This window comes from Streptomyces sp. NPDC088762, from assembly GCF_044750905.1.
In the GTDB taxonomy this organism is placed as follows: Bacteria; Actinomycetota; Actinomycetes; order Streptomycetales; family Streptomycetaceae; genus Streptomyces.
Map to the genome: position 1 here is coordinate 296,817 of NZ_JBIVKT010000007.1, position 18,391 is coordinate 315,207.

Here is an 18,391-nt window from a genome sequence, read left to right on the forward strand (position 1 = left end):
CCGCAATGCGGTCCCCTTGGTACGGTGCCGGGATGAGCGAGCGGGACCGGCCGACCGGAGCGGTGACGGGCATGCGGACGAGCCTGGTGCACACCTCGCAGCTGGGCCCGGGCGCCCTGGCAGAGGTCAGGGCGCTGCTCGACGCGGCGTTCGACGGGGACTTCTCCGACGAGGACTTCGAGCACGGGCTCGGCGGCATGCACGCCCTGGTCCACGCGGGCGGGGAGCTCGTCGCCCACGGCAGCGTCGTGCAGCGCCGTGTGGTGCACCGGGGCGCCGCCCTGCGCACCGGGTACGTCGAGGCCGTGGCCGTAGGGGCCGGCCACCGGCGCAGGGGGCTCGGGAGCGCCGTCATGGCCGCCCTGGAAGGGGTGATCGGGCGGGCCTACGTGCTGGGCGCGCTGTCGGCGTCCGAGGACGGGGCCGCGCTGTACGAGCGCCGCGGGTGGACGGTGTGGCCGGGCCGGATCGGAACGCTCTCGCCGGACGGGCCCGTGCGCCTGCCCGAGGAGGAGGGCTCCACCTACCTGTGGGCACCGCCCGGCGGGACCCTGCCGGATCCCGCCGGGCGGCTCGACTTCGACTGGCGCAACGGGGACGTGCTCTAGGGGTGTCTACGAGCCCGAGATGCTCGGGGCGCCCGTCTCGATGTGGCCCGTGTACCGGCGGGACCAGGTGCCGTCGGAGTCGGCCAGGATCGTGAAGTCGTACCAGCCGTTGCTGTACGCCACCGCGTTGAAGTAGTCCTCGCGCGAGGAGTTCGCCGCGACCGTGTACGTCCACGGGCCGTCCGTGCGGTAGGCGTTGGAGCGGATCGTGAAGGTGACGGGGGAGGCGGAGGAGTTGGTCATCCTGAAGTACACCGCCGTCTTGCCGGTGCCCGGCTCGACCGCGAAGCGGGCCGCGACCTCGATCGCCTTGCCCGCCTTGGAGGCGTCTCCGATGAAGCGGCGCAGGAAGCGGTTCGGGCCGTACATCGAGATGTCGTACTTGCCGGAGCCGGAGCCGAGACCGATGTTGAAGTAGTCGGTCGAGGTGGCTCCGGGGTCTACCGTGTACTGCCAGGCCGCCGTGTCCCGGTACTGGTGCGGGTGGATCGAGAAGTGCGCCGGCCGTTTCGCCTCCGCGCCCTGGTTGGTCATCGAGAACCAGGCCAGGATCTTGCCGGCAGCCCCGAATTCGAAGCGGTCCAGGTTGCCGTTCACCTGGTAGGGCAGGGCCCGGGCGGGCCGGGTCCCGGCCTCCTGCGCCGGGAGGGCGTTGTCCTGCGGCACCGGGTTGGGCAGCGGGCCGCAGGTCGACTGGCCGATGACCTTGGCGGTGGACGGGAGGCCCGCCGGTACCCCGTAGACCGGGTGCGCGAAGTCGAACACGCCGGTCAGGTCGCCCACCACCCTGCGGCGCCAGGCGCTGATGTTCGGGCAGGTGGCGGGGGTGCCGAGGGCGGCCGTCCAGGTCTCCATGAAACGGAGCACCGAGGTGTGGTCGAAGACCTCCGAGCTGACCCAGCCGCCCCGCGTCCACGGGGACATGACCAGCATCGGCACGCGGAAGCCGAGCCCGATCGGGGTGCCGTCGATGTACTCGCCGGGTGTTCCCGGCGGGGCGACCGGCGGCGGCACGTGGTCGAAGAAGCCGTCGTTCTCGTCGTAGTTGAGGAAGAGGACGGTGGAGTCGAAGACCTCGGGGTCGGCGGCCAGCGCGCGGTAGACCAGGTCCACGAAGTGCGCGCCGTCGCCGGGCGGGGCGTAAGGGTGCTCCGAGAAGGCCTCGCTCGCCACGACCCAGGAGACCTGGGGGAGGGTGCCCGCGACCACGTCGGCGCGGATGGCGGCGGCGATGTCGTCCGGGGTGGAGCCGGTGACCTTCGGGACGGAGCCCATGCCGCGGTCCCACAGCGGATTGCCGGGCGCCGCGTCCGTGAACTTCTTGAAGTAGGCCAGACCGTTGTCCCCGTAGTTGTCCTGCGCGTTCTGGTACACCTTCCAGCTCATGCCGGCGCGCTGGAGGGCCTCCGCGTACGTCTCCCAGGTCAGCCCGGACTCGTCGCCGCCGTCCTTGCTGCCCGCGTCGACCTTGCCGCTCCACAGGAAGGTGCGGTTCGGGCCGGTCGCGCTGAGGGTGGAGCAGAAGTAGGCGTCGCAGATGGTGTAGTGGTCGGCGAGGCCGTAGTGGAAGGGGATGTCCCCGCGGTCGAGGTAGCCGAGGGTGCGGGTGTTGCCGACGCCGGTGACCCAGTTGTCCATCCGGCCCTTGTTCCAGGCGGCGTGCTGCGAGGTCCAGCTGTGGGGGAGGTCGCCGTTGCACTGGGCCAGCGTCTCGCCGTCCACGCCTCCGGCCGGTGGGGTGGCGGACAGCTTCCACGGGTACTGGCGGCCACCCCAGTTGGGCTGGTTGAACATGCCCCACCCACCCGGGATGTTGCCGGCGGCGCGATCGCCGAAGCCGCGGACACCCTTCAGCCTGCCGAAGTAGTGGTCGAAGCTGCGGTTCTCCTGCATCAGGATCACCACGTGCTTCACATCGGTGATGGTGCCGGTCGCGGCGGCCGCGGCCGCCGTCGTCGGCGCGATCGCGGGCAGGGCGGCGCCCGCCATCAGCCCGGCGCCGATTCCCACGAACCCTCTGCGGCTGATCGGTGTCACTGGCTACTCGCCTCCAACTCAAGTGCCCGGCTGGCACATTGACGCACAGAGTGGCGGGCGCCGGGTCAAAGGTCTACAGCCGTGCGGTAAGAAGTCGGTGAACATCCGGGTGGCTGGAATCAAGCGTTGGCGCGGACGAGCATCTTGCCCAGATTGTCCCCGCGGAGCATGCCCAGGAAGGCCTCCACGGTGTGCTCGAAGCCCTGCGCAACGGTGGTGTCGGTACCGATCCGGCCACTGCGGAGGTGGGGGACCAGGAAGTCCTCCATCTCGTCCTGCAGATTGGTGTGGTTGCGAACCAATACCCCTTCCAGGCGCAGCGATTTGTGCACGACCTCGAAGAGGTTGCGGGGAGCGGCGGGCGAGCGGTCCCCGTTGTACATCGAGATCGCGCCCACCCACGCGATGCGCCCGTACTCGCGCAACACCTCGATCGCGCCCTCCAGGTGCTCCCCGCCCACGTTGTCCACGTAGACGTCGATGCCGTCGGGTGCGGCCTTCGCGAGCTGCTCGCCGACCGGCCCGTCGTGGTAGTCGAAGGCCGCGTCGAAGCCGAGGACCTCGGTGAGGTGGCGGACCTTGGCCGCCGAGCCCGCGCTGCCGACGATCCGGCGCGCGCCGAGCAGCCGGGCGATGTGGCCGACCGCCGTGCCGACCCCGCCCGCCGCGGCGGAGACGAACAGGTCCTCGCCCTCCCGCAGTCCGGCGGTCCGGGTCAGTGCGGCGTACGCGGTCAGGCCGGTGCCGCCGAGGATCGAGAGGTACGCCTCTAGCGGGATCCCCTCGTGGTTGCGCAGCTTGCGCGCGCCGTCCGCGCCGAGGGTGACGAGGGCGTGCGTACGCCAGCCCTGCCGGTGGAAGACGAGGTCGCCCTCGCGCAGCCCCGGGTCGCGGGAGGCGAGCACGCGGCCCACCGAGCGGCCCTCCAGCGGGGTGCCGAGCTCGAAGCCGTCCTCGCCGCCGTCCATCATCCCGCGGTGGTACGGGTCGACCGAGAGCAGCAGGTTTTGCACGAGGGCGGTGCCGGGGGCCGGTTCGGGGACGGGCGAGGAGACGTACGCGAAGTCGGATGCGGAGGGGAAGCCGGCCGGGCGGGCGATCTGGTGGACGGCGTATGCGGTGTCGGTGGTCATGGCGCAGACGCTAGGAAGGAATCTCCCGGCCGGGCAGGGGGTTGGGCTCATGGAAGCCGTACATGCATGAATGACGCTCATGGAACGAGGTGGGGGCCCCGGTGTCCGATCTCCTCCCGCAGGAACTGCGGATCCTGGTCGCCGTCGCCGAGACCGGCGGGTTCTCCGCGGCGGCCGCCGCGCTCGGCCTCACCCAGTCCGCCGTCTCGCACTCGGTGCGCGGCAGCGAGGCCAAGGTCGGCGCGGTGCTCTTCGAGCGCGGGCGGGCCGGGGCCTCGCCCACCCCGGCGGGGGAGCGGGCCGTCGGCCACGCCCGCCGCATCCTGCGGCTGTACGAGGTCCTCGGCGCGGAGGCGCGCGGCGCGGCCCGCGGCGGCCCGGCGGGAGCGGGCGCGGGCGCGGACGGCGGCGCGCTCGAAGGCGTGCTGCGGATCGCCGCCTTCCGCAGTGCGGCTCTGCACCTGCTGCCGCCCGCCCTGGAACGGCTCACCGCCCGGCACCCCGGCATCCGCCCCGAGGTCCGGGTGGTGCGCGAGCTCGGCGCCGGGACGGCAGGGGAGGTCGCCGCCGGCCGCGCCGACCTGGGCATCGCCACCCTGGGGGGCTCGGCGGAGCTGCCGCCCGGCCTGCTGGGCGGGGTGCTCGCGCAGGAGGCGTACGCGCTGGTGCACCCGGTCGGCCACCCGGACCCGAAGTCGCTCCCGCTGCTGGACTGGGACGAGAACTGCGGCTCCTACACCCGCGAGTGGTGGCGGTCCCAGGACTGGATCCCGCCGGCCACCGTGAAGGCGGAGGACGACGGCATGGTGCTGACGATGGTCGGCAGGGGGCTCGGTATGGCGATCCTGCCGGAGCTGTCGCTCCGCGAGGCCGGTGCGGCGGTGCAGATCACCGATCTGGGCCCCCAGAGGCCGGTGAGACAGGTGGGATACGTCACCACTCCGGAATCCGCCGCCACCCTCACTGTCAGGGCTCTGATCAGGGAACTCCGTTCCGGCAAGGGCTGAAACGGACCCCTCGGGAGGAGCCTTCCGAGGGGTTCGGCGTCTCAGATACTAGGAAGTCCGAGTAATTGCGGAGACATACAGCGGCACCTGCCCTAGCTTTGTAGGAGCCGAACGTCTCGCCGATCCGGCGAATGGCGGTCGTGAGCGCGCGCCCTGGCAGGCAACCCCTGCGGCGTACTGCTCCCCGCCTCTTCCGGCGCCTTGAAGGAACCCCTCATCCGTGGCCCCGCCACGCCGTGATCTCAAGGAGTCGATCACCATGAACGCATCCACCGCACCCCGCCGCGTCCGCCGCTCCTCCTCCGCGGACGCCGACCGCAAGCAGGCCGCCGCTGCCCTCCAGCGGGCCCTCGACCGCCGGGACAACGGCGGGGCGACCGGCCACTGAGCAGCCTCCTCCCGGGACATGTTGCGTCCACATGGGTCCAGATGCTGGACGCAATATGTCTGAGGGCTGGGACAGGGAGTACGGTTTCGCCATGTCGACCAGCATCAATCTCGCAGTGATCCCCGGTGATGGCATCGGCCAGGAAGTCGTGGCTCAGGGACTCAAGGTCCTTACCGCGGTCCTGCCCCAGGATGTGAAGCTGGAGACCAAGGAGTACGACCTCGGCGCCCAGCGCTGGCACCGCACCGGTGAGACCCTCCCGGACGCGGAGCTCGAAGCCCTCAAGCACCACGACGCGATCCTGCTCGGCGCCATCGGCGACCCGTCGGTCCCGTCCGGCGTCCTGGAGCGCGGACTGCTGCTGAAGCTCCGCTTCGCCTTCGACCACTACATCAACCTGCGCCCCTCGAAGCTCTTCCCCAACACGGCCACCCCGCTCGCCGGCCGTCCGGAGATCGACTTCGTCGTGGTCCGCGAGGGCACCGAAGGCCCGTACACCGGCAACGGCGGCTCGCTGCGCACCGGCACCCCCGCCGAGGTGGCCACCGAGGTCAGCATCAACACCGCCTACGGTGTGGAGCGCGTGGTCCGCGACGCGTACGAGCGCGCCAACGCCCGCCCCCGCAAGAAGCTGACGCTCGTCCACAAGAACAACGTCCTCGTGTACGCGGGCCACATGTGGAAGAACATCTTCGACAAGGTCGGCCAGGAGTACCCCGAGGTCACCACCGACTACCTGCACGTCGACGCGGCGACGATCTTCTTCGTCACGCAGCCCGAGCGCTTCGACGTCATCGTCACGGACAACCTCTTCGGTGACATCCTCACCGACCTGGCGGCCGCCGTGACCGGCGGGATCGGCCTCGCCGCCTCCGGGAACATCAACCCGACCGGCGCCTTCCCCTCCATGTTCGAGCCCGTCCACGGCTCGGCCCCGGACATCGCGGGCACCGGCAAGGCCGACCCGACCGCGACGATCCTGTCCGTCGCCCTCCTGCTGCGCCACCTCGGTCACGAGGACCGGGCCGCCCGGATCGAGGACGCGGTCTCCGCCGACCTCGCCGAGCGCGACGGCACCTTCCGCTCCACCGACGAGATCGGCGACGCCCTCGCCGCTCGCGTAGCCGGCTGACCCGGCAGCTCCACCCCAGGAAGCCGCCGGGTCGCATTCCAGGACCCGGCGGCTTCTCCTGCGCGGCCCCGGGTGCCACCATCTCCCCTGGGCCGCAACACTCCGTTTCTCCGAACTCCCCTCGCGCGCGATAATCGAACGCGAGGCCGCGGACTACGGGGAAGCTCGGACGTCCTAGTAACTAGTACGCATGAGCGCGGTCCGCCATACACAAACGGTGAAGGACAAGCACTCATGACGACGCCCACGATCGAGCTCAAGCCCTCCTCGAACCCGCTGTCCGACGCGGAGCGCGAGGCGATCCTGGCCAGCCCCGGCTTCGGCCGCCACTTCACCGACCACATGGTGACGATCAAGTGGACCGAGGGCCGCGGCTGGCACGACGCCGAACTGGTTCCCTACGCCCCCCTGGCGATCGACCCGGCGAACATGACGCTGCACTACGCGCAGACGATCTTCGAGGGCCTCAAGGCCTACCGCCAGCCCGACGGCACCGTCGCGACCTTCCGCCCCGAGGCCAACGCGGAGCGCTTCCAGTCCTCCGCCCGCCGCATGGCCATGCCCGAGCTGCCGGTGGACCTGTTCATCGCCGCCTGTGACGCGCTCATCAAGCAGGACCGCGCCTGGGTGCCGGACTCGGGCGAAGCCTCCCTCTACCTGCGGCCGTTCATGTTCGCCACCGAGGTCGGCCTCGGCGTCCGCCCCGCCAACGAGTTCCTGTTCATCGTCATCGCCTCGCCCGCCGGCGCCTACTTCCCCGGCGGCGTCAAGCCCGTCTCCGTCTGGCTCTCGGAGGAGTACGTCCGCGCCGCCAAGGGCGGCACCGGCGCGGCCAAGACCGGCGGCAACTACGCGGCCTCCCTCGTCGCCCAGGCCCAGGCGGCCTCGCACGGCTGCGACCAGGTGGTCTGGCTCGACGCCGTCGAGCACCGCTGGATCGAGGAGATGGGCGGGATGAACCTGTACTTCGTGTACGGCGACCGCATCGTCACGCCCGAGCTCACCGGCTCGCTGCTCCCGGGCATCACCCGCGACTCCCTCCTCACCATCGCCCGCGACCTCGGCTACACCGCCGAGGAGGGCCGGATCACCACCGAGGACTGGCAGCGGGACAACGCCAGCGGCACCCTCACCGAGGTCTTCGCCTGCGGCACCGCCGCCGTCATCACCCCGGTCGGCTCGGTCAAGTCGGAGCGCGCCAACTGGATCCAGGGCGACGGCGAGCCCGGCCAGGTCACCATGCGCCTGCGCAAGGCCCTCCTGGAGCTCCAGACCGGCCACGCCGCCGACCACCACGGCTGGATGCACCCGCTCGGCTGAGCCCGGGTGCGACCGATCGGTACGGGCCTAACCTGAAGTGGGGCCCGTACCGAGGTGGTGTGCGATGTCCGAGGCAAGCAACTACTGGGCTTCCGGCAATTGGAAGGTCTCCGAGGGCAGGGAGGACGAGTTCGCCGACCGCTGGACGACCCTCCTGAACTGGACCAAAGAAGCGAACGACGGCTTCCTGTTCGCTCGCTTGATCCGCGATCTGGGCAACCCCGGCCACTACGTGTCCTTCGCCTCCTGGAACTCCATGGACGCGATGAAGGCCTGGCAGGACAAACCCGAGTTCGCCGAGTACTTCGGCGCCTGCCGTGCCCTGTGCGAGGACATGCAGGGCGGCGGTTTCGCTCTGGCACGAGCGGTGGACGCGTAGGGCCGTACGCGCGGGAAAGCCGTCCCCGCACGCGAAAGGGCCCGCCTCCCGGGGAGGCGGGCCCTTTCACGTGCGTACGGTCTCGGTCAGGCGGCTGCGGCCACCGACTCCGGCTCCTCGGTGCCGACCGCGGCCGGGGCGGTACGGGCGGTCAGCGCGAGGTAGACCAGCCCGCCGGCCAGGCCGGACAGGATGAAGGAGCAGTCCACGCCGCCGGTGAGGGCGAGCAGCGGGCCCTCGTAGAAGGGGGTGGTCACGGCGAGCAGGCCGACGCCGGCGCCGATGACCCAGGAGGCGGTGGCGGCCGTGTTCCAGCCGTTGCGGTACCAGTAGACCCCGCCCACCGAGCGGCGGTTGAAGACCTGCAGCGAGTCGGCGTCGTATTCGCCGCGGCAGCGCACGTAACCGATGAGGGTGATCACGGCCCACGGGGTGCCGATCGCGGTCAGCAGCAGGACGAACGAGGTCATCGCGGACTGCACGTCCCACGAGAAGGAGCCGAAGAACACGAACGCGGTGGCCACGGCCGCGGCGATCACGGTGGCCTTGGTGCGCGTGGCCTTGGGGACGATCGCGTCGAGGTCCAGGCCCATGGAGTAGAGCATCAGCCCGGCGTTGCCCACCGAGCCGGCCGCCGCGGCGACGAGCAGCGGAACCAGGTACCAGAACGGCGCGGCCTCCACGAGGGGCCCGGCGTAGTCCGCGCCGGCCTTGGCGGCGAGGGCGGTGTAGGTGCCGAAGAGCTGCGGGATCAGCAGGCCGATCAGCAGGCCCAGACAGGTGGCCCAGAACACCTTGCGGGAGCTGTGCTTGCGGGGGGAGACGTAGCGGGTGTAGTCGCCGAGCAGGGTGATGAAGGCGACGGGCCCGCTGAGGCCGGCGGCGACGGCCGCGAGCAGCCAGGTCGGCCAGAAGGAGCCGAGGAGGAGGGGGGTCTCCGGCGGCGCGGCGGTGGTGAAGTCCGGGGCGTAGGCGAAGAGGCCGACGGCCAGCAGGACCACCATGCCGATGGAGAGCAGCTTGCTCATGCGCAGCAGCAGCCGGTAGCCGAAGACGGCTCCGACGACGGTGCACGCGGCCAGGACGCCGTACATCACGGCCCGCCAGAGGCCGGTGTCCGGGAGCCCGGTGAGCCGGGAGAGCACGCCGACCATCACGTCGCCGCCGATCCACAGCGTGAGCGCCGTGTAGCCCAGCGCGAGCAGCAGGCCCACGATCGAGCCGACGAGACGCCCGCGGACGCCGAACTGGGCGCCGCTGGAGGTCGACAGGTTGGTGGCCGTCCTGAGGGAGACCAGCGCCAGCGGCGCGGTGAAGGCGATGCCGACCAGGGTGCCGGTCACGATGGCGGTGACCGAGGGCCACAGGCCCAGTCCGAAGGACGGGGGCAGCCAGCCGAAGACGATCACTCCGAGGCAGAGGTTGGAGCCGAGGAGGATCGAGATCAGGTCACGGGGACCGCTCGTTCGCTCCTCTTCCGGGATGGTGTCGACTCCGCGCTGTTCGATGGGCATGGGGGGACTCCCTTGGCAGGGCGGGGGGTGGTGGTGCACGTCTTTGAGCGACACTCAATGTGACTCACACCCTGGTGGTAGGTCAATGATTCCCAGCAAGGAAATGAAGAGTTAGAGTGATGCTCTAACCCATCGAGTCAAAGGGTGGTGGATCGCCGTGCGGCTGACCCCTACGGAGCGCGACCGGCTGCTGCTCCGCAGCGCAGCGGAACTGGCCAGGGCCCGGCGGGCCCGGGGCCTGAAGCTCAACGTCCCCGAGGCCACCGCGCTGATCGCGGACACCGTCTGCGAGGCCGCGCGCGACGGCAAGCGGCTGGCGGAGGCCATCGAGGAAGCCCGCAGCGTGCTGGGCCCGGACGACGTCCTGCCCGGCGTGGCCGACGTGGTCACCGAGGTGCACGTGGAGGCCGTCTTCGACGACGGCTCCCGCCTCGCCGTGGTCTCCTCGCCCGTCCGGGGCGCGGCCTCCCTCGGTGACGAGGCCCCCGGCGCGGTCGTCCCCGGCCCCGGCGTCCCCCAGCCGGAGCCCGTCGTGCACCTGCGCGTGCGCAACACCGCCGCCGTGCCGGTGAGCGTCACCTCCCACTTCCACTTCTTCGAGGCCAACCCGCGCCTCGACTTCGACCGCGCCGCCGCCTACGGGATGCGCCTGTGCGTGCCGGCCGGCTCGTCCGTACGGTTCGACCCCCACGGCGAGGGCGAGGTCGGGCTGGTGCCGATCGGCGGCGACCGCATCGCCGTCGGCTTCGCCGGCCTGGTCGACGGCCCCCTGGACGCCCCCGGCGCCAAGGAGCAGGCACTGAGCCGGGCGGCCGCGTGCGGGTACCTGGGCGCAGACCCGGAGCGCGCCGCCGGCGCAGCCGCCACCGGCACCACCGACCCCGCGGACGGAGAGCAGGCATGAGCCGCCAGACCCCCCACAGCGACCACTGTGCGCCGGGCAGCCGGCACATCGACCCGCACGAGTACGCCTCCGTCTTCGGCCCCCGCGCCGGGGACCGGGTCCGGCTAGGCGACTCCGGACTCACCGTCCGGGTCGAGTCCGACGCCCAGAAGCCCGGCGACGAGTTCCTCGCCGGCTTCGGCAAGACCGCCCGCGACGGCCTGCACCTGAAGGCCGCCGCCGTCCGCGAGACCTGCGACGTCGTCATCAGCAACGTGCTGGTCATCGACGCCGTCCTCGGCATCCGCAAGGTCTCCATCGGCATCCGCGAGGGCCGCATCCACGCGATCGGCCGCGCCGGCAACCCCGACACCCTCGACGGCGTGGACGTCGTCGTCGGCACCGGCACGAGCATCGTCTCCGGCGAGGGCCTGATCGCCACCGCCGGCGCCGTGGACACCCACGTCCACCTGCTGTCCCCGCGCATCATGGAGGCCTCGCTCGCCGCGGGCGTCACCACGGTCATCGGCCAGGAGTTCGGCCCGGTGTGGGGCGTCGGCGTCAACTCCCCGTGGGCCCTCAAGCACGCCTTCAACGCCTTCGACGCCTGGCCCGTCAACATCGGCTTCCTCGCCCGCGGCTCCTCCTCGGACCCGGCGCCCCTCGTCGAGGCACTCGCCGAGGGCGGCGCCTCCGGCTTCAAGGTGCACGAGGACATGGGCGCCCACACCCGCGCTCTCGACACCGCCCTGCGCGTGGCCGAGGAGTACGACGTACAGGTCGCCCTGCACAGCGACGGTCTGAACGAGTGCCTCTCCGTCGAGGACACCCTGCGCGTCCTGGAGGGCCGGACCATCCACGCCTTCCACATCGAGGGCTGCGGCGGCGGACATGTCCCCAACGTGCTCAAGATGGCGGGCGTGCCGAACGTCATCGGCTCCTCCACCAACCCCACCCTGCCCTTCGGCCGGGACGCGGTCGCCGAGCACTACGGCATGATCGTCTCCGTCCACGACCTCAAGCCGGACCTCCCGGGCGACGCCGCCATGGCCCGCGACCGGATCCGCGCGGGCACGATGGGGGCCGAGGACGTCCTGCACGACCTGGGCGCGATCGGCATCACCTCCTCCGACGCCCAGGGCATGGGCCGCGCGGGCGAGACCATCCGCCGCACCTTCGCCATGGCGGCGAAGATGAAGGGCGAGCTGGGCCCGCTGGCCGGCGACGGCGAGGGCGACGACAACGCCCGCGTCCTGCGCTACATGGCCAAGCTGACCATCAACCCCGCCATCGCCCACGGCCTGGCCCACGAGATCGGCTCCATCGAGGTCGGCAAGCTCGCCGACATCGTGCTGTGGCGCCCGCAGTTCTTCGGCGCCAAGCCGCAGCTGGTCCTCAAGTCCGGCTTCCCGGCCTACGGGGTCACCGGCGACCCGAACGCCGCCACCGACACCTGCGAACCGCTGGTCCTCGGCCCGCAGTTCGGCTCGTACGGGGCCACCGCCGCCGACATCTCCGTCGCCTTCGTCTCGGCCGCAGCGGCGGCCCTCGGCAGCGACGAGATGCCGACCCGCCGGCGCCGGGTGGCCGTCCGCGGCACCCGCGGCATCGGCCCCAAGGACCTCCTCCTGAACTCCCGGGTGGGCGCGGTCGATGTCGACGCGCGCAGCGGCCTCGTCTCCCTCGACGGGGAACCACTGCGCTCCGAAGCCGCCGATTCGGTCTCCCTCAACCGCCTGTACTTCCTCTAAGCCAGCCCGTAAGGACCTCCCCACCATGACTGCAAAGCCCGTGAACGACGGATTCCGGATGCCCGCCGAGTGGATGCCCCACGAGCGCACCTGGATGGCCTGGCCCAGCCCCAACCCCACCTTCACCAACGATCAGGAGCTGGCCGAGGCCCGCGAGGCCTGGGGCGCCGTCGCCCGCGCGGTCCGCACGTACGAGCCCGTGACCCTCGTCGTCTCGCCCGGTGACGCCGAGAGTGCCCGGGCGATCGTGGGCGACGACATCGAGCTGGTCGAGCGCGAGCTCGACGACGCCTGGATGCGGGACATCGGCCCGACCTTCGTCACCAACGACGCCGGCGAGCTGGCGGCCGTCGACTGGACCTTCAACGGCTGGGGCGCCCAGGAGTGGGCCCGCTGGGACCACGACTCGAAGATCGCCCGGCACATCTCCGACGCCGTCGGCACCCGGACGTACAGCACCCCCCTGGTCAACGAGGGCGGCGCCATCCACGTCGACGGCGAGGGCACCGTTCTCCTCACCGACACCGTGCAGCTGGGCAAGGGCCGCAACCCCGGCTGGACCCGTGAGCAGGTCGAGCAGGAGATCCACGCCCACCTCGGCACCACCAAGGCGATCTGGCTCCCGTACGGCCTGGCCGGCGACTACGGCACCTACGGCACCCAGGGCCACGTCGACATCGTCGCCGCCTTCGCCCGCCCCGGCGTGGTCATGGTCCACACCCAGCCCGACCCGGCCCACCCGGACCACGAGCGCTGCAAGACCATCGCCGCCATCCTGCGCGCCTCCACCGACGCCCAGGGCCGGCTGCTGGAGGTCGTGGAGATCCCGGCGCCGACCGTGCTGGAGGAGGACGGCGAGTGGGTGGACTACTCGTACATCAACCACTATCTGTGCAACGGCGGCGTGGTGCTGTGCTCCTTCGACGACCCGCGCGACGAGGAGGCGGCCGAGATCTTCCGCGGACTGTTCCCCGAGCGGACCGTGACCCTCGTTGACGCACGTACGATTTTCGCCGGGGGTGGCGGAATCCACTGCATCACCCAGCAGCAGCCGAAGGTCTGACCTTCGGGATCCGGAGAAGGAGTGGGCCCATGGCGGCGGGTGGAGTACCGGTACGGGCAGCGCGCAAGAACGCGCCCCCGCGCGAGGACGTACTCGCCGCCGCCATGGCCACGATCGCCGAGCGGGGCCTGGAAGGCCTGACCATGGCCGGTCTGGGCCGCGAGGTCGGCATGAGCAGCGGCCACCTCCTCTACTACTTCCGCAGCAAGGACGAGCTCCTGCTGCAGACCCTGGAGTGGAGCGAGGCGGCGCTGGGCGACGAGCGCCGGGCCCTGCTGTCCCGGCGCGCCCCGGCGAGCGAGCGGCTGCGGGACTACGTCGACCTGTACGTGCCGGAGTACGCCCGGGACCCGCACTGGACCCTGTGGCTGGAGGTCTGGAACCGATCCCAGAACGCCGGACCGGAGGAACGCGACCGGCAGGCGGCGATCGAGGGCGCCTGGCACCGGGACCTGGTGGCCCTGCTCGCCGAGGGCATCTCGCGCGGCGAGTTCCGCCCGGTGGACGCCGACCGCTTCGCGACCCGCACCAGGTCCCTGCTCGACGGATTCAGCATCCAACTGGCGGTGGGCCTCCCGCTCCTCTCCCGCGAGGAAATCCTGTCCCACGTATCCGAATTCCTGACCGAAGGCCTGACCCCCGCCCCAGGCGATTCCAGCCCCGCCGGCGTTTGAGGCGCGGGGCCTGGGGCGGAGCCCCGGCAGCGGCGCTGCAGCCGAAGACGGTCAGGCGTGGCGGGGGCCGAGGGGCCCAGCCCCGCCCGCGAAGCGGCTGCCCGCATACTGAGATCCGCGTCCGCGCGCCGCAGGCGTTATGGCACACTGCGGACGTGCTTGCTCAGCCCATGATTATCGGCAGCAGCGCGCCGGTCCGCACTGACCGCTGAACCGTGGAAGAACTCCGCGGCCAGAGGCCATCGTGCCCCAGACCCGCGCGCAGACCTCTCGCACCCGCGAGAGGTTTTTTCGTTTCCCGGCCCATTCCTGCCGGGACCGGACCGCGCGCGATGATGGGGGCAGTGGATCCCGGACACCCGGAGCCACTCATCCGACAGGAGCCAGATCAGCATGACGACGACAGAGGTCCTCGACGACAGCTTCCATGTCTTCGACACCACCCTGCGCGACGGTGCCCAGCGCGAAGGCATCAACCTCACGGTCGCCGACAAGCTGACGATCGCCCGGCACCTGGACGACTTCGGCGTGGGCTTCATCGAGGGCGGCTGGCCCGGCGCCAACCCCCGCGACACCGAGTTCTTCGCCCGGGCCCGTGCCGAGATCGCCTTCAAGAACGCCCAGCTCGTCGCCTTCGGCGCGACCCGGCGGGCGGGCGGCTCGGCCGCCGAGGACCCGCAGGTGCGGGCCCTGCTGGAGTCCGGTGCCCCGGTCATCACGCTCGTCGCCAAGTCCCACGACCGGCACGTCGAGCTCGCCCTGCGCACCACCCTGGACGAGAACCTGGAGATGGTGCGGGACACCGTCTCCTACCTGGTCGCCCAGGGCCGCCGGGTCTTCGTCGACTGCGAGCACTTCTTCGACGGCTACCGCGCCAACGCCGAGTACGCGAAGTCCGTCGTGCGCACGGCGCACGAGGCGGGCGCCGATGTCGTCATCCTCTGCGACACCAACGGCGGCATGCTGCCGGCCCAGATCACGGCGACCGTCGCCACCGTCCTCGCCGACACCGGCGCACGCCTGGGCATCCACGCCCAGGACGACACCGGCTGCGCCGTCGCCAACACCCTGGCCGCCGTCGACGCGGGCGCCACCCACGTCCAGTGCACCGCGAACGGCTACGGCGAGCGGGTCGGCAACGCCAACCTCTTCCCCGTCGTCGCCGCGCTGGAGATCAAGTACGGCCGCAAGGTGCTCCCCGAGGGCGCACTCGCCGAGATGACCCGGATCTCCCACGCGATTGCCGAGGTCGTCAACCTGACGCCCTCCACGCATCAGCCCTACGTGGGTGTCTCCGCCTTCGCGCACAAGGCCGGCCTGCACGCCTCCGCCATCAAGGTCGACCCGGACCTCTACCAGCACATCGACCCCGAGCGGGTCGGCAACACCATGCGCATGCTGGTCTCCGACATGGCCGGGCGCGCCTCCATCGAGCTCAAGGGCAAGGAGCTCGGCGTCGATCTCGGCGGGGACCGCGCGCTGATCTCCCGGGTCGTGGAGCGGGTCAAGGAGCGCGAGCTCCAGGGCTACACGTACGAGGCCGCCGACGCCTCCTTCGAGCTGCTGCTGCGCGCCGAGGCCGAGGGCCGGGCCCGCAAATACTTCCGCATCGAGTCGTGGCGGGCGATCGTCGAGGACCGGCCGGACGGCACCCACGCCAACGAGGCCACGGTGAAGCTGTGGGCCAAGGGCGAGCGGATCGTCGCGACGGCGGAGGGCAACGGCCCGGTCAACGCCCTGGACCGCGCGCTGCGGGTCGCCCTCGAGCGCTTCTACCCCCAGCTGGCCAAGTTCGAGCTGGTCGACTACAAGGTCCGCATCCTGGAGGGCAAGCACGGCACGGAGTCCACGACGCGCGTGCTGGTCGCCACCACGGACGGCGTCCGCGAGTGGTCCACGGTGGGCGTGGCCCCGAACGTGATCGCCGCGTCCTGGCAGGCCCTGGAGGACGCCTTCACCTACGGCCTCCTGCACGCGGGCGTCGAACCGGCCGAGTAGTCCCGGGCCGTCCTCCTGCCGAGGGTCCGCGCGGTGTCCGCCGTACGCCGCGCGGACCCTCGTCGGGTCTTATGTCCTCCTCACACAGGAAAATGCCGGTTCGGGTAGCGTCGTGGGTATGAGGACCAGGCTCGTATCCGTGTTGGCCGGTCTGCTGCTGGCCCTGTCCGGGACGGCCTTGGCGGCCGCCCCGCAGGCGTCGGCCGCCACCGGCGTCGCCGCCGTGGGGGAGGCCCTCAAGGAGGGGCCGGTCTACGTCGACCCGCGTGCCGAGGCGCAGCTGCCCAAGGCGGATGCCGAGGCGCTCGCCCAGAAGATCAAGGATGCCGGGAAGCCGGTGTTCGTCGCCGTGCTGCCGGCCACCGCCGAGTTCCCGCCGGACAAGGTGCTCACGGCCGTCCGCGCCGAGACCGGGATCACCGGGCTCTACGCGATCCGGCTCGGCGACCGGTTCGACGCCGGCGCCGACAGGGCGGTCATGCCGGTGAACGCGGTGCGCAACCTGACCGACGCCGTCACGGTGGGGGCGCCCGACGCCGCCACCCAGCTCGACAACTTCGTGGACCAGGCCCTGAGCCAGGTCAAGGGGAGAGCACCCGCGTCCTGGGCCGGCACCGGCGCCGAGAACGAGGGCGCCCCCGTCAGCGGCCTGATCACCCTCGGCGCGGTGGCCGTGATCGGCGGCGGTGGCGCCTACGCGCTGGTCCGCCGCAATCGCAAGAAGAAAGAAGAGGCCCGGCGCGAGGCCGTCGAACGCCTTGCCGTGGTCGTCGACGAGGACATCACGGCTTTCGGCGAGGAGCTGGACCGGCTGGACTTCCACCCCGGCGAGCCCGGCGCCGACGACGCGATGCGCAAGGACTACGAGCAGGGCCTCGACTCGTACGAGAAAGCCAAACAGATCATGGCCTCGGTCCAGCGCCCCGAAGAGGTCCAGGGCGTGACCCAGGCGCTGGAGGACGGCCGTTACGCGCTGGCCTGTCTCGACGCGCGCCGGCAGGGCCGTCCCGTGCCCGAGCGGCGGCTGCCCTGCTTCTTCGACCCGCGGCACGGGCCGAGCACCGAGGACGCCGCCTGGGCGCCGGCGGGCGGCGCGGCGCGTACCGTGCCCGTCTGCACGGCGGACGCCGTCCGGCTGCGCGACGGCCGGGACCCCGCGGTCCGTACGGTCGACACCGACTACGGGCCGCGTCCCTACTACGACGCCGGCCCGGCGTACGGTCCCTGGGCCGGCGGCTACTTCGGGGGAGGCATCCTGCCCGGTCTGCTGATGGGCACGATGCTCGGTTCGATGATGTCCAGCCCGGCCTACGCCTCCGACTTCGGCGGCGACTACGGGTCCGGCTTCGAGGGCGGGGACGTCTCCGGGGCCGACTTCAACCCGTCCGACTTCGGCGGCAGCTTCGACGGGGGCGGCGGCTTCGACGGTGGGGGCGGTTTCTAGGGACTCCCCCCAACCGCCCCCGGTCATCCGGTCAGAGCGCTGCGTCAGGCCTGCTTGACGGCGGAGATGTCGAAGGTCAGCTTCACCTTGTCGCTGACCATCACACCGCCGGCCTCCAGCGCGGCGTTCCAGGTCAGGCCCCAGTCCGAGCGCAGGATCTCGGCCGAACCCTCGAAGCCCACGCGCTCGCTGCCGTAGACGTCGGTGGCGGAGCCGTTGAACTCCAGGTCGATGGAGAGCGGGCGCGTGACGTCCTTGATCGTCAGGTCGCCGGTGATGCGGTACGTGTCGCCGCCGACCCGGCTCGCCGCCGTGGAGCGGAAGGTCATCAGCGGGAAGGTCTCGGCGTCGAAGAAGTCCGCGCTGCGCAGGTGGCCGTCGCGGTCCGCGATGCCGGTGTCGACGGAGGCGATCTTCACGTCGATGGAGGCGGTGGAGCGGGAGGGATCGGCGCCGTCCAGGTACAGGGCGCCCTCGTGCTCGGCGAAGCTGCCGCGGACGTTGGTGACCATGGCGTGGCGGACGGTGAAGCCGATGCTGCTGTGTGCGGCGTCGATGACGTAGTCGCCGGTGAGGGCGGCGAGCGCCGGGTCCACGTCGAGCGTGGCGACGGCGGCGCCGGTGGTGACGGCCTGCTGGACGGGCGTGGTCTGGCTGCGGCGGGTGAAGATTCCCATGACGTGCTCCTTGGTAGCGGTTCTGTTGAATGTTCAACGACTTCAACGAGAACGACGCTAGACCCATTCCGTTCAAATTTCAACATTAGGCAGCGTGTCCCCCCGATTTGTAGGACTACGACAAAGGACGAAGGTCCCGTATGGCGGAGTCGGCTCATGCCCCGGCGGTACTGTGCGGGCCGGACAGCTGATGACACCTGAGACTGTGTGGAATGAACGGAGGTTTTTCATCGCGATCTTCGTAAGGTCGGTACATGACCGTTGTGGACCAGACCCCGAGCGAGCCCACGGACGCCCGCGGGCGCGTGGCCGAGTTGCAGTCCCTGCGTGAGCAGGCGCGGCGCGGGCCGAGTGATCGTGCGACCGAGGCGCAGCATGCGAAG

Annotated in this window: 16 protein-coding genes; 12 read left to right on the plus strand and 4 right to left on the minus strand. The window is 71.2% G+C overall.

The features are described 5' to 3' along the window. Nucleotides 1–32 precede the first annotated feature (32 nt). Nucleotides 33–608 carry a GNAT family N-acetyltransferase gene (locus ACIP5M_RS19295; protein ID WP_401198492.1) on the plus strand — a complete coding sequence of 192 codons (576 nt, stop codon included), beginning with the start codon at nt 33–35 and terminating at the stop codon, nt 606–608. A gap of 6 nt (nt 609–614) precedes the next feature. Here ACIP5M_RS19295 and ACIP5M_RS19300 read toward each other — a convergent pair whose 3' ends face one another. Both ACIP5M_RS19300 and ACIP5M_RS19305 read right to left on the minus strand, forming a co-directional pair. Next, nucleotides 615–2,645: a phosphocholine-specific phospholipase C gene (locus tag ACIP5M_RS19300; protein ID WP_401198494.1), complete on the minus strand. Its 2,031-nt coding sequence runs from the start codon at nt 2,643–2,645 to the stop codon at nt 615–617. Between the two features lie 119 nt (nt 2,646–2,764). Next, nucleotides 2,765–3,778, minus strand: a complete 1,014-nt coding sequence (locus tag ACIP5M_RS19305; RefSeq protein WP_401198496.1) for an NADP-dependent oxidoreductase — start codon at nt 3,776–3,778, stop codon at nt 2,765–2,767. A gap of 101 nt (nt 3,779–3,879) precedes the next feature. Here ACIP5M_RS19305 and ACIP5M_RS19310 point away from each other — a divergent pair, with 101 nt between their 5' ends. The 5 genes from ACIP5M_RS19310 to ACIP5M_RS19330 all read left to right on the plus strand — a co-directional run bounded on the left by ACIP5M_RS19310 (nt 3,880) and on the right by ACIP5M_RS19330 (nt 8,004). Then, on the plus strand, nt 3,880–4,785 hold the full coding sequence (locus tag ACIP5M_RS19310) for a LysR family transcriptional regulator (RefSeq protein ID WP_401198498.1): 906 nt from the start codon (nt 3,880–3,882) through the stop codon (nt 4,783–4,785). Nucleotides 4,786–5,044: 259 nt separating this feature from the next. Next, nucleotides 5,045–5,173 (plus strand): hypothetical protein, encoded by a 129-nt coding sequence (locus tag ACIP5M_RS19315; protein WP_401198500.1) that lies wholly within the window; start codon nt 5,045–5,047, stop codon nt 5,171–5,173. Between the two features lie 91 nt (nt 5,174–5,264). After that, nucleotides 5,265–6,305: a 3-isopropylmalate dehydrogenase gene (locus ACIP5M_RS19320; RefSeq protein WP_401198502.1), complete on the plus strand. Its 1,041-nt coding sequence runs from the start codon at nt 5,265–5,267 to the stop codon at nt 6,303–6,305. A 234-nt stretch (nt 6,306–6,539) separates the two neighbouring features. Continuing rightward, the gene (locus tag ACIP5M_RS19325; protein ID WP_401198504.1) at nt 6,540–7,625 is read left to right on the plus strand and encodes a branched-chain amino acid aminotransferase; all 1,086 of its coding nucleotides are present in this window, start codon (nt 6,540–6,542) and stop codon (nt 7,623–7,625) included. Between the two features lie 64 nt (nt 7,626–7,689). Then, nucleotides 7,690–8,004, plus strand: coding sequence for an antibiotic biosynthesis monooxygenase family protein (locus ACIP5M_RS19330; RefSeq protein ID WP_401198506.1), 315 nt, complete (start codon nt 7,690–7,692; stop codon nt 8,002–8,004). Nucleotides 8,005–8,090: 86 nt separating this feature from the next. On the opposite strand, the gene ACIP5M_RS19335 is transcribed toward ACIP5M_RS19330, so the two are convergent. Then, entirely contained in the window at nt 8,091–9,518 is a 1,428-nt protein-coding gene (locus ACIP5M_RS19335) for a cytosine permease (RefSeq protein ID WP_401198508.1), read from the minus strand. Nucleotides 9,519–9,675: 157 nt separating this feature from the next. Here ACIP5M_RS19335 and ureA point away from each other — a divergent pair, with 157 nt between their 5' ends. The 6 genes from ureA (at nt 9,676) to ACIP5M_RS19365 (ending at nt 17,331) form a co-directional block, all read left to right on the plus strand. Then, nucleotides 9,676–10,422, plus strand: a complete 747-nt coding sequence (gene ureA / locus ACIP5M_RS19340; RefSeq protein WP_401198510.1) for an urease subunit gamma — start codon at nt 9,676–9,678, stop codon at nt 10,420–10,422. Then, the gene (locus ACIP5M_RS19345; protein WP_401198512.1) at nt 10,419–12,152 is read left to right on the plus strand and encodes an urease subunit alpha; all 1,734 of its coding nucleotides are present in this window, start codon (nt 10,419–10,421) and stop codon (nt 12,150–12,152) included. The genes ureA and ACIP5M_RS19345 overlap by 4 nt, the downstream gene beginning before the upstream one ends. Before the next feature lie 25 nt (nt 12,153–12,177). Then, nucleotides 12,178–13,215, plus strand: a complete 1,038-nt coding sequence (locus ACIP5M_RS19350; protein WP_401198514.1) for an agmatine/peptidylarginine deiminase — start codon at nt 12,178–12,180, stop codon at nt 13,213–13,215. Between the two features lie 29 nt (nt 13,216–13,244). Further along, entirely contained in the window at nt 13,245–13,889 is a 645-nt protein-coding gene (locus tag ACIP5M_RS19355; RefSeq protein WP_401198515.1) for a TetR/AcrR family transcriptional regulator, read from the plus strand. 393 nt (nt 13,890–14,282) lie between these two features. Then, nucleotides 14,283–15,887, plus strand: a complete 1,605-nt coding sequence (gene cimA / locus ACIP5M_RS19360; RefSeq protein WP_401198517.1) for a citramalate synthase — start codon at nt 14,283–14,285, stop codon at nt 15,885–15,887. Nucleotides 15,888–16,005: 118 nt separating this feature from the next. Beyond that, nucleotides 16,006–17,331, plus strand: coding sequence for a hypothetical protein (locus ACIP5M_RS19365; protein ID WP_401198519.1), 1,326 nt, complete (start codon nt 16,006–16,008; stop codon nt 17,329–17,331). Nucleotides 17,332–17,375: 44 nt separating this feature from the next. Here the strand turns inward: ACIP5M_RS19365 and ACIP5M_RS19370 are convergent, their stop codons facing one another. Continuing rightward, nucleotides 17,376–18,008 (minus strand): YceI family protein, encoded by a 633-nt coding sequence (locus ACIP5M_RS19370; RefSeq protein WP_401198521.1) that lies wholly within the window; start codon nt 18,006–18,008, stop codon nt 17,376–17,378. Nucleotides 18,009–18,391 lie beyond the last annotated feature (383 nt).

Coding starts and splice junctions, on each gene's coding strand:
- ACIP5M_RS19325 (WP_401198504.1), top strand. CDS start 6,540: ATGACGACGCCCACGATCGAGCTCAAGCCCTCCTCGAACCCGCTGTCC.
- ACIP5M_RS19350 (WP_401198514.1), top strand. CDS start 12,178: ATGACTGCAAAGCCCGTGAACGACGGATTCCGGATGCCCGCCGAGTGG.
- ACIP5M_RS19305 (WP_401198496.1), bottom strand. CDS start 3,778: ATGACCACCGACACCGCATACGCCGTCCACCAGATCGCCCGCCCGGCC.
- ACIP5M_RS19330 (WP_401198506.1), top strand. CDS start 7,690: ATGTCCGAGGCAAGCAACTACTGGGCTTCCGGCAATTGGAAGGTCTCC.
- ACIP5M_RS19315 (WP_401198500.1), top strand. CDS start 5,045: ATGAACGCATCCACCGCACCCCGCCGCGTCCGCCGCTCCTCCTCCGCG.
- ACIP5M_RS19365 (WP_401198519.1), top strand. CDS start 16,006: ATGAGGACCAGGCTCGTATCCGTGTTGGCCGGTCTGCTGCTGGCCCTG.
- ACIP5M_RS19320 (WP_401198502.1), top strand. CDS start 5,265: ATGTCGACCAGCATCAATCTCGCAGTGATCCCCGGTGATGGCATCGGC.
- ACIP5M_RS19295 (WP_401198492.1), top strand. CDS start 33: ATGAGCGAGCGGGACCGGCCGACCGGAGCGGTGACGGGCATGCGGACG.
- ACIP5M_RS19345 (WP_401198512.1), top strand. CDS start 10,419: ATGAGCCGCCAGACCCCCCACAGCGACCACTGTGCGCCGGGCAGCCGG.
- ACIP5M_RS19370 (WP_401198521.1), bottom strand. CDS start 18,008: ATGGGAATCTTCACCCGCCGCAGCCAGACCACGCCCGTCCAGCAGGCC.
- ACIP5M_RS19355 (WP_401198515.1), top strand. CDS start 13,245: ATGGCGGCGGGTGGAGTACCGGTACGGGCAGCGCGCAAGAACGCGCCC.
- cimA (WP_401198517.1), top strand. CDS start 14,283: ATGACGACGACAGAGGTCCTCGACGACAGCTTCCATGTCTTCGACACC.
- ACIP5M_RS19335 (WP_401198508.1), bottom strand. CDS start 9,518: ATGCCCATCGAACAGCGCGGAGTCGACACCATCCCGGAAGAGGAGCGA.